10 protein-coding genes are annotated in these 11,905 nt (G+C 57.9%); 5 read left to right on the plus strand and 5 right to left on the minus strand.

Going from position 1 to position 11,905, the window contains the following annotated elements; genetic code table 11:
- Window positions 1–621: LysR substrate-binding domain-containing protein (locus tag HA46_RS20015; protein ID WP_244277557.1), on the plus strand; the 621-nt coding region annotated here is incomplete at its 5' end.
- Window positions 622–623: 2 nt separating this feature from the next.
- Here the strand turns inward: HA46_RS20015 and HA46_RS20020 are convergent.
- Window positions 624–2,213 (minus strand): MFS transporter, encoded by a 1,590-nt coding sequence (locus HA46_RS20020; protein ID WP_084886379.1) that lies wholly within the window; start codon window positions 2,211–2,213, stop codon window positions 624–626.
- 238 nt (window positions 2,214–2,451) lie between these two features.
- On the opposite strand from HA46_RS20020, the gene HA46_RS20025 reads away from it, so the two are divergent.
- Together HA46_RS20025 and HA46_RS20030 are read left to right on the plus strand one after the other, a co-directional pair.
- Window positions 2,452–3,273, plus strand: a complete 822-nt coding sequence (locus tag HA46_RS20025) for an alpha/beta fold hydrolase (protein WP_033792177.1) — start codon at window positions 2,452–2,454, stop codon at window positions 3,271–3,273.
- Window positions 3,274–3,875: 602 nt separating this feature from the next.
- Complete coding sequence (locus tag HA46_RS20030; RefSeq protein WP_071997459.1) at window positions 3,876–4,040, plus strand: con-10 family general stress protein; 165 nt, start codon at window positions 3,876–3,878, stop codon at window positions 4,038–4,040.
- Window positions 4,041–4,872: 832 nt separating this feature from the next.
- Here HA46_RS20030 and HA46_RS20035 read toward each other — a convergent pair.
- From HA46_RS20035 to HA46_RS20050, 4 genes are all read right to left on the minus strand, one after another.
- Entirely contained in the window at window positions 4,873–5,826 is a 954-nt protein-coding gene (locus HA46_RS20035) for an aliphatic sulfonate ABC transporter substrate-binding protein (protein ID WP_033792176.1), read from the minus strand.
- Between the two features lie 103 nt (window positions 5,827–5,929).
- Window positions 5,930–7,588 carry an alpha,alpha-trehalase gene (locus tag HA46_RS20040; RefSeq protein WP_033792175.1) on the minus strand — a complete coding sequence of 553 codons (1,659 nt, stop codon included), beginning with the start codon at window positions 7,586–7,588 and terminating at the stop codon, window positions 5,930–5,932.
- Between the two features lie 351 nt (window positions 7,589–7,939).
- Window positions 7,940–9,040: an NADH:flavin oxidoreductase/NADH oxidase gene (locus tag HA46_RS20045; protein ID WP_084886384.1), complete on the minus strand. Its 1,101-nt coding sequence runs from the start codon at window positions 9,038–9,040 to the stop codon at window positions 7,940–7,942.
- A gap of 195 nt (window positions 9,041–9,235) precedes the next feature.
- Window positions 9,236–10,090 carry an SDR family oxidoreductase gene (locus HA46_RS20050; RefSeq protein WP_033792172.1) on the minus strand — a complete coding sequence of 285 codons (855 nt, stop codon included), beginning with the start codon at window positions 10,088–10,090 and terminating at the stop codon, window positions 9,236–9,238.
- A 103-nt stretch (window positions 10,091–10,193) separates the two neighbouring features.
- On the opposite strand from HA46_RS20050, the gene HA46_RS20055 reads away from it, so the two are divergent.
- Both HA46_RS20055 and HA46_RS20060 read left to right on the plus strand, forming a co-directional pair.
- Entirely contained in the window at window positions 10,194–10,565 is a 372-nt protein-coding gene (locus tag HA46_RS20055) for a winged helix-turn-helix transcriptional regulator (protein ID WP_084886388.1), read from the plus strand.
- A gap of 653 nt (window positions 10,566–11,218) precedes the next feature.
- On the plus strand, window positions 11,219–11,905 hold a 687-nt coding region (locus HA46_RS20060), incomplete at its 3' end, for a cytochrome ubiquinol oxidase subunit I (protein ID WP_143807691.1).

Genomic DNA, 11,905 nt, shown 5'->3' on the forward strand with positions numbered 1-11,905 from the left:
CTGGAGCAGCAGGCGCGCTACGTCGAGAGCGGCTGGGAGAGCAACCTGACCATTAGCGTCGACGCCTCGGTGCCGTTTTCCCTGTTGTCGCCGCTGATTGACGAGTTCTATCAGCAGCATCCCCATACGCAGCTGCAGTTTCGTCAGGACGTGCTGGCGGGCTGCTGGGAGGCGCTGAGCTACGGCGAGGCGGATCTGGTATTCGGCGCGGTGCAGGAGCCGGCGACGCGCAAAGATATCGGCTGCGTGGCGCTGGGCTGGCTCGACTATGTTTTTGCCGTCGCGCCGTCCCATCCGCTGGCGCAGATGCCGGAGCCGCTGCTGCGCGAGCAGATCCGCCAGTATCGCGCGGTCACGGTGCATGACTCCTCGCGCCACGGCGTCGGCGTGGATCTGCGCGTGCTGGACGAACAGAAAACGCTGAGCGTGCACGACTTCCATGCCAAGCTGCAGGCGCAGCTGGCGGGCCTGGGATGCGGCTATCTGCCGAGCTATCTCGCCGCGCCGCATCTGGCGGACGGCACGCTGGTGGCGCGAAAGGCTGCAAACCCTGGAGGGACTGCGCGACATCTACGCCGCGCCCTGAGCGACAGGCGCGCGGCCGCCGCGCCGCGCGCCTGAGGCTAGAGCGAGATAAAATGATGCGCTTTCGGCGCGCCCTCGTCCTGATGGAACGCCAGCACCGCCGCCTGCAGCGCCGCGTCCGCTTTCGATACGCGCTGATGCTGACGCAAATGCTCCTGCCAGGATTCCACCAAAAACCACTCCTGAATCAACGCCGCGTCTTCCGTATGCGACATGACGCCCCAGGCGTAAGCGCCATCGCGACGACGCGCCAGCGCCAGCTTATTGATGGCCGCCAGGAAGGCGGGGCGATCCTCTTCCGCCACGCGGTAGTGGATCTGCACCATCACCGGACCGCGACGCGCGTCGATGCTTTGCGCCACCGCCGGTTCCTGCCAGTGCAGCGCGGGCTGCAGATCCGCTTCGCCCTGCGGCAGCGTTTTGCGGCGCAGCAGCAGCGCGCTCAGCATCAGCGCCGCGGCCGCGACCACCAGCGTCGCCACCACGCCCGCCTGCTGCGCCACCAGGCCCCATAGCAGGCTGCCGCCCGCCAGCGCGCCGTTGAACACCATCAGATAGACCGCCAGCCCGCGGCCGCGCACCCAGTCCGGCAGCACCGCCTGGGCGACGCCGTTCAGCGTGGTCAGCGCCACGATCCAGCCGCTGCCCAGCACCAGCATCAGCATCAGCGCCAGCCACTGCGGCGGCGTCAGGGCTAAGCCAAGCATCACCAGGCCGTTAATGGCGGCGGCAAGCAGCAGCAGCGCATCGGCGCTCATGCTGGCGCGCAGACGCGGCAGCATGAGCGCGCCGGCAATCGCGCCGATGCCCACCGCGCCGAGCATCATGCCGTAAAAACCCGCCGTGCCCTGCAGAAGCTGGCGCGCCACCAGCGGCAGCAGCGCCCAGAGCGCGCTGGCGAAGATAAAGAACATCGCGGCGCGAAACAGCACGCGGTGCAGCTCGCGGCTCGCTTTGACGTAGCGCAGTCCCGCGCGGAAGGCGCCGAAGAAGTGCTCGTTCAGCTCATCCTGCACTTTCGCCGGTCGCTTCCAGCACAGCAGGGCGGCGATAACGATAAAGTAGCTGGCGACATCTGCGCCGTAGGCCGCCATCGCGCCAAGGCTCGCCAGCAGCAGGCCGCCGGTGGCCGGACCGATGGCGCGCGCGATATTAATGCCGAGCGAGTTAAGCGCGACCGCGTTTTTCATCTCCTGGCGCGGCACCAGTTCCGGCACAATCGCCTGCCAGGCTGGCCCGAACAGCGCCGCGCCAATGCCGCCGACGAAGGTCAGCCCAATCAGCCACTCCGCCGTCAGCCAGTTGTTGTGAGAGAGGATCAGCAGCGCGCCGCTAACGCTGGCCATCAGTATCTGAATCGCAATCAGCAGGCGGCGACGGTCAAAAATATCGGACAGCACGCCCGCCGGCAGCGCCAGCAAAAACACCGGCAGCGTGGCGGCGGTCTGCATCAGCGCCACTGCCGCAGGATTATCCGACAGGCCGGTAATCAGCCAGGAGCTGGCGACGTCGCGGATAAAACTGCCGGTATTGCCCAGCACCGAAGCGCTCCATATCAGGGCGAACATCGCGTAGCGAAAAGGGGAGAACGCGCCGCCCGCAGGCGTGGGGGTAATATTCTGGCTCATCTTCTGTCTCCGGCCGCGCCGGTTAGCGCAGCGTGATTAAGTAGCGATAGCTGGAACATTACGGGCGCTCTGCCAGGCTTGATAGCGGAATATCTGCGACAACTTGCCCAGGATTTTTTCACAACGTCGGTCGCTAAAATTCTTTAACGACTTATTAAAATTTCTGCTTTAGGTTTTACGGTACTTCCAGGTTAGCTTGATTAGCGAGACACAACCTCACTGATAACGGAGACCCGATATGAGCACCTTCACGACGAAAGATGGCGTAAGCATTTACTTCAAAGATTACGGCAAAGGGCGGCCGGTTCTGTTCAGCCACGGCTGGCCGCTTGATGCTGATATGTGGGAGAGCCAGCTGGTTCACCTGGCCGAAAACGGCTACCGTGCGATTGCTTTCGACCGTCGTGGTTTTGGTCGTTCCGATCAGCCGTGGGAAGGTTACGACTACGATACCTTCGCCGAGGATATTCACGGCCTGATTGAACATCTGGGGCTGAACGACGTTACGCTGGTGGGGTTCTCTATGGGCGGCGGCGACGTGACGCGCTATATCGGGCGCTACGGCACGGAAAAAGTGAAAAGCCTGGTGCTGCTCGGCGCGGTCACGCCGATCTTCGGTCAAACCGCCGATCACCCGGAAGGGCCGGAAAAAGCGGTGTTCGACGGCATTGTCGCCGGGCTGCGGAAAGACCGCGCACAGTTTATCAAAGAGTTCGCCACGCCGTTTTATGGCATCAACGCCGGGCAGACCGTTTCCGACGGCGTGCTGACGCAGACGTTGAATATCGCGCTGCTGGCGTCGCTGAAAGGCACTATCGACTGCGTTACCGCCTTCTCTCAAACCGATTTCCGCGGCGACGTGGCGAAAGTAGACGTACCGACGCTGATCATTCACGGCAGCAATGACCAGATCGTGCCGTTCGAAGCGACCGGCAAGCTGGCGCACGAGCTGATCGCCGGATCGGAGCTCAAGGTTTACGACAACGGCCCGCACGGTTTTGCCGCAACGCATCAGGAGCAGCTTAATCAGGACCTGCTGGCGTTTTTACAGCAGCATTAATCGCGCTTTTTGTAAATCTGACGCTAAACGCCCGTACGGGCGTTTTTTTATTTACCGTTCCGCTTAACGAGCGCGCGCCAAATAACGTTCGGTAAACCCTATCTTCAATAAACTAAACCTCAGGCTATTTATTGATCATTTTTAATTACTTAGCTTATGGAATGAGATTTTATACCGCCTCGCTTTATTAACCATTTACGCCTCGCTTATCCCGTGAGGAATTATCCTATTTTTATTGCCGAATCGATCATTTTATGATCACTCGCTTCGCTTAAATAGGGTTTCGGATCGCCTTTTCACGCTTCGCTTAAATAATGCTATTTCTACACAGAGAAGGTTAAATAGCATTCTTTTACGCCTTTATAAGGCTGAATAACGGGAAGGATTCGAGGATTTTTACATGCTGATAACGGGGAAACATGATTTCCTCAAGAAATAGTTGGCACGTTGATTTGTTTGTTATTGCCGACAACTTTTTTTAATTCGCTGGCAACCAATACTTGATCCATTATTTTTAAAAGCTACATTTAACCCTGCGCCATCGACGCTGATGAAGCGTAGGCTGTGATATTTTTATTATTAATCCTTAAGAGGAACACAGTATGTCTCAATATCGTGGTGGAGCCGGGAACTTTGCGGTGGATCGTGAGCGTGCAGCAGAAGCAGGTAGAAAAGGCGGCCAGAAGAGCGGCGGCAATTTCAAAAATAACCCTGAGCGCGCAATCGAAGCCGGGCGGAAAGGAGGTAAGATTAGCCGTCGTAGCTGAAATATCAGTAAGTTAGATGTAATGGCTGTCGACATCTGACCGCGGGTGAGTCATCTTTTTTCTCTTTTAGTTCTCCTTGCGAAACACACCTGACAAGAGCATGTTCCTGTCTTTCTCTGAAAGTCAGGATCGCCATAATTAAACCGGACACGGTCTTTTCCCTGTCCGGTTTTTTTTATTGTTTTTTGTAAGACTGGCGCAGCATGAAAGTTAACTTTCACATTTACCTGGCGCAGCGCGACCGATATCGATTATTGAAAAGCGCTTTAATTTATACAAGGCTCTGCAACTTGTACAATTATGTGAGAGGAAACGGCATTTGAATTCTGCAGCAGGCAAAAAATAAAATTTAGCTAACTCCTTGCTGTGAATAGAAAAATGCATTTTGCATGCCACTTTTGCTTAATAGGGCGTCCAACTTTTATGAAATTGGCGTGAGCAAGCAAGCGCTTTTTTACCGCGGTAAAATGAAGGTCGCAACCCTGATGGAAACCACCCTTTTTACCCAGAAAAAAAGAAATAGCCGCAGCGGATAACTACCCGCCTGTACAGCAAGTGGTCGCTGGGTGTTTGATTAGGCTATGCCTGAGAGATACGCGCATTAACATTGCCTTGATTACAGCAACTTAGCGCACGGTAATAGCGTTTGAAAAACTATCTTAAATATCGCCGGCGCGTGATGAAAAGAGAACGGGATAAGACGTAAGGAAGCAGTGAGAATATAGATTTCCGCTTCAATCCAGATATATCAGGCCGCTTATTGAAAGTATGTACTTACTTTCTAGCGTAGGGACATGCCAAAGGCGCTGGCTCGGCTGAGCCAGCGAAAAGATCAGGGCGCTTCGGGCTGCCATACGGCCGGCGACTGCGCATCGATGCGCGTCGGCAGCAGCTTCGCATCGTAGAAGGCATCGGCGATGATCTGCTGCTCCGCCAGATCGCTTTTCTTTACCGGCTCCACCTGGTAGCTGCGCTGGGCATTCGCCTTCTCAATCGTCGCAGCGGGCAGTTTGCCCCACAGCGGCGAAAGCAGTGCCGCCGCCTGAGCAGGATTCGCTTTCAGCCAGGCGGCTTCCTGCTTCAGCGCCCGATAGACGCCGTTCAGCACCTGCGGATGCGCGCTGGCATAGGGCGTTGACGCAAGGTAGTAGCGTTGATAGTTCGCCAGCCCGTTGCCGCTGGCGAGCACGCGCGCGTGCTGTTCTACCTGCGCGCTAGTGACGTAAGGCTCCCAGGTAACCCAGGCGGCGACGCTGCCGTTCTCCAGGGCCGCACGTCCGTCAGCGGGCGTCAGCCAGGCGGGCGAAACGTCGCTGAAGCTCAATCCGGCTTTCTTAAGGGCAGCGATTAGCAGATAGTGGCTGCCCGCCGCTTTGGTCACGGCGATCTTTTTCCCTTTTAACGCCTGTAGCGTTTTGATCGGCGAATCGGCAGGCACCAGAATCGCTTGCGCCGCCGGCGACGGGGTTTCACGCGCATAGTAGGTGAGGTTCGCGCCCGCCGCCTGGGCGAACAGCGGCACGGTGTCGGCGACGTCGGCCGAAAGATCGATGTTATTGAGGTTGAGCGCCTCCAGCAGTGGCAGTCCGCTGGAGAATTCATGCCAGCTTACCTTTACGCCTTGCGCCGCCAGGGCTTTATCGAGATCGCCGCGCTGCTTGACCAGCGTCAGCAGAGTGGAGGATTTCTGATAGCCGATGCGGAGAGTTTCATCTGCGTGCGTCGCGAACGAGAAAAGGGCGGTGAGCAACAGCACACCGCCCGGTAACGGATTAAAGGGTTTCATGGGCGTTCCTGTCAGAGAGTTATCATCAGAATGATGATAAAAGCGCGTCAGGGACGCGCTAAACGCCTTTTTCGCATAAGCTTTGCGCCAGCGCGGGAATGGGCTAGTAGGTCATCAGGTGGCCATACATCGCCATCAGGCGACGCGTGACGCCGTTGGTCCAGCCGAAGCCGTCCTGCAGCGGATATTCGCCACCGCCGCCGGGACGGGCGCGATCGCCGCTGATGTCATATTTCTCTACCAGCTTATGGTGCAGCTGATAGAAATTGTTCACCGTGGTAAGCCAGTTGACTGCGATCTCCGTCGCCAGCGTCTCTTCACCGTACTGATTGAGTCCGATAACCGCCATCCACTGCAGCGGCGCCCAGCCGTTGGGCTTGTCCCACTGCTCGCCGCTTTCGACCATTGAAGCGACCAGGCCGCCGCTGGTAAGCAGCAGCTGACGCAGCGCGATAGCCTGCAGGTGCGCCTGTTTTGGCGTTGCAATACCGACAAACAGCGGCACCACAGCGGCGGCGGTAAAGGCGCCGAAGCGCTCGCGGCGCCAGTCGTAGTCGCGATAGACGCCCGCCGTGCTGTCCCACAGGTAGCGGTTGATGGCGCGTTTGCGCGCTTCTGCCTTCTTCTGCCACGCCAGCGCGGTCAGCTCTTCTCCTTTCGCATGGGAGAGCGTGGCGATCATCAACTCCAGCTTGTAAAGAAACGCGTTCAGATCGATCGGGATGAACTGCGTGGTGCGAATGCTGGCCAGACGTTTCGGATCGCGCAGCCAGCGGGAAGAGTAGTCCCAGCCGGAGGCCGCGCCCGCGCGCAGATCGCGATACACTTCGCTCGCCGGTCGGCTGGAGTGACGCGCCGTCTCGACATCTTCAATCCATGACTCGTCGCGCGGCGTATCGCGGTCGTCCCAGTAGCGGTTCAGCAGCGAACCGTCAGCCATACGCACCACGTGGCGGTAGGCCTGACGCGGCATCAGCGCGCCCGCGCCGTCCATCCAGAACTGATACTCTTTCATCAGCTGGTCGAGGTAGCGTTTCGCGCCGCGCACGCCATCTTCTTCAAACAGCTCCACCATCAACGCGAAGACCGGCGGCTGCGAGCGGCTCAGGTAGTAAGTGCGGTTGCCGTTGGGAATATGGCCGTAGTTGTCGATCAGCCACGCGAAATTGTCCGCCATATGGCGCAGCAAATCGTCGCGTCCGCTCTCCGCCAGGCCAAGCATGGTGAAGTAGGAGTCCCAGTAGTAGGTCTCGCCGAAGCGACCGCCAGGCACGACATAGGGTTTCGGCAGCGGCAGCAGAGACGAATGCGGCAAATGCTGCTGCGGCATTTTGGTTAACACCGGCCACAGCGCATCGATATGCTCGTTCAGCGTTTTATCTGGATTCGAAACATAAAAACTTTCGTTTATCGCCGGTAAATAAAAATGGTCCGCCACAAAGCGCGCCAGATCGAAATCGCGGCTGCGTTTCTGACGACGATAACGCATTAAAACGTCCAGCGGATCGTATTTAGGCGAGCAGTCCGGAAAGGTTTTGCTGTCTTCGAAGATGCGCGACATCTGCACATGCTCGAACAGCTCCATGTAGCGATCGGCAGGCGTGAGCGCGTCTGGCGCCGGTAGGCCTTCAATCAGCTCCGGTTCCGGCTCGGAATCCTGCATACGATCAAGCTTGAGCTCGTGGGGATCGTATTGATACTCAACTTCCGCCCCTTTGCGAACCTCATCCAATGCGTTGAGTTGCTGGCGATAAGTATTAATAGCGGCCTCCTTGAGTCTGGGGGTTCATAAAAGAAAAATTATAGACTTATGGCAGGCGCAAACAACAATGCAGAATATCTATGAACGTAATAAAAATTGTCTATCAATGGGTTATTTAGCGGAATTGCTCTGGTTATCAAGTAAATAACGCGCTGCGCTTAAAACATCTATTTAGGAGTAATCTTTCATAAAGAAAAATAAATCGTGGGGAGTTGAAAAAAAGCGGCAAAAATTGACAAAAAGCGACGTTGCCGCTGCGCTGTGAATTGAGCGATTTGTGGCATTTTTGCGCAGTTAACCGCGGTGCCCTCGAGTGAGGGCACCAGGGTAAGCGCGACAGGCGATGCAGCTTTACTCGCTGACGCGGTAGCGCTCCAGCCAGTGTGCGTACGGCGCAGGCAGTACCCATGACGGCTGCGGCTTGTCGAGCGCCAGCGCCGCCTGATATGGCCAGTGCGGATTCTTCAGGTGCGCGCGGCCGACCATGACCAGATCAAGCTGGCCTTTCTCGATAGTGCCGTTGGCGATCTGCGGCGCGTCGATACCCCACGCAGAGGCGACGGCGATATCCGCCTCGCGGCGAATGCGCTCGGCAATCGGCGCCAGGAAAGCAGGCGTGCCCCACGGAATGTTGGCGTCCGGCGTAGAGAAGCCGACGCTGACGCTCAGCAGATCCAGACCGTTGGCGCGCCAGTAGCGCGTCAGGTCGATCGCTTCCGCCAGCGTCTCTTCGTCGCGTCCGTCATACTCCAGCACGCCGAAGCGCGCGGTTAGCGGCAGGTTTTCCGGCCAGACTTCGCGCACCGCGTCGAAAGTTTCGCGCAGGAAGCGGCTGCGGCCCGCGGCGTCGCCGCCGTACTGGTCGGTGCGCTGGTTGGCGTGCACCGAGAAAAAGCTCTGCGCCAGATAGCCGTGAGCAAAGTGCAGCTCCAGCCACTCATAGCCTGCGTCGCGCGCGCGGATGGCCGCCTGCACGAAGTCATTGCGCACGCGCGCGATATCGTCGAGCGTCATGGCGCGCGGCACCTGCGGCAGGTTGTTGCCGAAGGCGACGGCGGAAGGGGAGAGGGTCTCCCAGCCGCGTCCGTCGTCAGCCGCGATATGGTCGTCGCCTTCCCAGGGTTTGTTGGCGCTCGCTTTACGGCCGGCGTGGCCGATCTGAATGCCCGGCACGGCGCCCGCCGCTTTGATCGCCTGCGCGACCTGCGCCAGCCCCTCGGCCTGCGCGTCATTCCATAAGCCCAGACAGCCGGGGGTGATGCGGCCTTCCGGCGAAACGGCGGTCGCTTCGACAATCACCAGGCTCGCGCCGCCGCGCGCCAGCGCCGCGTAGTGCACGCGATGCCAGTCGTTGATCAGGCCCTGCTCGGCGCTGTACTGGCACATAGGCGGCACCGCGATGCGGTTGCGCAGCGTAACGTCTTTCAGACGAAATTCAGAAAACAGAGACATAGCACCCTCTTGGTCATGTGGTATTTCAGCCGCTGGTTTCCCCGTCCGAGCGCTACAGGCGGCGTCGGAGAGGAAAATATCAGGAGCGATTCGCCGTGCAATGTATCCTGAGATTCCTTCCGCAGCCTACGCTCCCTGTGCTGCGTCAGAGGCGCGACGCGAGCGTGGAAACCGCGGCGCGCTCCCGTTTTAGCCTTATTTCGCCAGCGTCGCCTTAATGACCTCCTGATAAGGCGTGGTGGCGCGGCCGATCAGTTTGCTCAGGCTGCGCGAGCCGTCGAACAGGCCGCCCTGCGACGCGCCCCTGTCTGAATCCGCCAGCATCTCCGCCAGGCCGTCCGGCAGGCCGGCGCCTTTCAGCGCGGCGGCGAATTCGGCGGGAGAGAGGTTGACGTACTCCACCTGCTCGCCGGACTGGCGCGCAATCTCTGCGGCGAATTCCGCCAGCGTATAGCTGTCGTCGCCCGCCAGCTCATAGATTTTGCCCGCCTGGTCGTCGCGGCTGATCACCTCCGCCGCCGCTTCGGCGTAATCCCGACGCGCCGCGGAGGCGATGCGTCCCTCGCCAGCCGACCCGATAAAGGCGTGATGCGTCAGCGCCGGCGCGATGCTGGCCGCGTAGTTTTCGGTGTACCAGCCGTTGCGCAGCAGCGCGAACGGAATGCCGGAGGCCTGCAGCAGCGCTTCGGTGGCGCGATGTTCGGCGCCGAGGCCCAGCGGCGAGCTGTCGGCGTGCAGCAGGCTGGTGTAGGCGATGAATGTTACGCTGGCCGATTTCGCCGCGTTAATCACCGCTTTATGCTGCGCTTCGCGCTGACCCACTTCGCTGCCGGAGATCAGCAGCAGCTTGTCCACGCCGGAAAAGGCCGACATCAGGGTATCCGGCTGGCCGTAGTCCGCCTTACGCACCGTCACGCCTTTCGCCGCCAGATCGGCGGCTTTTTCCGGCGAGCGCACGGCGGCGACGATCTGCTCCGCCGGCACTTTTTTTAGCAGGGCTTCGATAACCAGACGGCCTAGCTGGCCGGTTGCGCCTGTCACTGCAATCATTTTCTCTCTCCTGTGCGTTTGTCATTGTCGAAAGCAAGAGTAGGAGATAAGCTAACTTTTAGTAAGTACTTACAACTTTGTTAGTTTAGAGAAAAGAGATTAAATGTCTGAAAAGATGAGTGAAAAATTTAGCCGTGGCGAACTGCTCAACGTCAACTGCCCGTCGCGCGAAGTGCTTAAGCGCGTTACCAGCCGCTGGAGCGTGCTGATTTTTCTCGCGCTGCGTAATGACACGCTGCGCTTTAGCGAACTGCGCCGCGCGGTCGGCGGCGTCAGCGAGCGCATGCTGGCGCAGACGCTGCGCCATATGGAAGAGGACGGCTTCGTCGAGCGCATCGCCTATAACGTCGTGCCGCCGCATGTAGACTATCGCCTGACGCCGCTCGGCCGCGAACTTGAAGGACAGGTGGTCGGCCTGGCGGACTGGCTGGAGCTCAACGTGGACCGGATTCTGGCGCAGCGGGAAAAAGCCTGACGGCTTTCTCCCACGGCAGCGCCACAGCAGGGAAGGGGAGCGCGATATTCGCCCTGAATAAAACGTGGCGCTGATTGCTATATTCCCGCTGCGCAACCGCTGTTTGTTATTAACAACTTTATTTCATGTCAGGGTGCGGCGTTAATTAAGCGTGACGGAAATAACGATAATGGCTGGAAGAGATAAATCGCGTTTTTTAAACGTAACGCCTTAAACAGAATTCTTAATGCCCTAAATGCTTAATTTGCTTTCATTAAGCGCCGAACCTGACTGCAAAATTGACCGCTTTTCAGCTGTGGATATAGGTAAAATAACATGCCATAACAGCGCGTTGCGCCACTAAACAGGCGCTGCGCCACCCTCACTCCTCTCCGCTGTAATCATGCAACAATAAATAACAAAGATGTCACATTGGCGCCTGTGAATTAACCTAAAAGATTGCGCTAAAATAGGTAATTGCGGACAAAAACAATGACCAAAATCAAAAAACGCTGTTATAGTTTTTGCATCCCAGACTGTTTCTGTTTGTCAGGCGCGAGTTCTTATAAATTCGCGTCAACAATTGGCTTAAGTACAGCGTAAATATTAACGCCGTGCTTTGGTTGTTAACTATAAGTAAATATATGGTGTTATATGTGGCAACGAGGTAAGCAATGTTCGGATTAGACGCCTTTCACCTGGCCAGGATACAGTTCGCGTTTACTGTCTCCTTTCACATCCTTTTTCCCGCCATTACCATCGGTCTCGCCAGCTTTCTGGCCGTGCTCGAAGGGATGTGGCTGAAAAGTCGTAACGAAACCTATCGCGATCTTTATCACTTCTGGTCCAAAGTCTTTGCCGTTAACTTTGGTATGGGCGTGGTCTCGGGTCTGGTGATGGCCTATCAGTTCGGGACGAACTGGAGCGGCTTCTCGCAGTTTGCGGGCAGTATTACCGGTCCGTTGCTCACCTATGAAGTCCTGACCGCCTTCTTCCTTGAAGCGGGCTTCCTCGGCGTGATGCTGTTCGGCTGGAACCGCGTCGGTCCGGGTCTGCACTTTTTTGCGACCTGTATGGTGGCGCTCGGCACCCTGATCTCCACCTTCTGGATCCTCGCTTCCAACAGCTGGATGCATACCCCGCAGGGCTACCTGATCCAGAACGGAATTGTGGTGCCGGAGGACTGGCTTAAAATCATCTTCAACCCTTCGTTCCCCTATCGCCTGTTCCATATGTCGGTGGCGGCGTTCCTCGCCAGCGCCTTCTTTGTCGGCGCATCCGGCGCATGGCATCTGCTGCGCGGCAACGACAATCCGGCAATTCGCAAGATGTTCTCAATGGCGTTGTGGATGGCGCTGATC

This window comes from Pantoea septica (assembly GCF_002095575.1).
GTDB classification, from domain to species: domain Bacteria; phylum Pseudomonadota; class Gammaproteobacteria; order Enterobacterales; family Enterobacteriaceae; genus Pantoea; species Pantoea septica.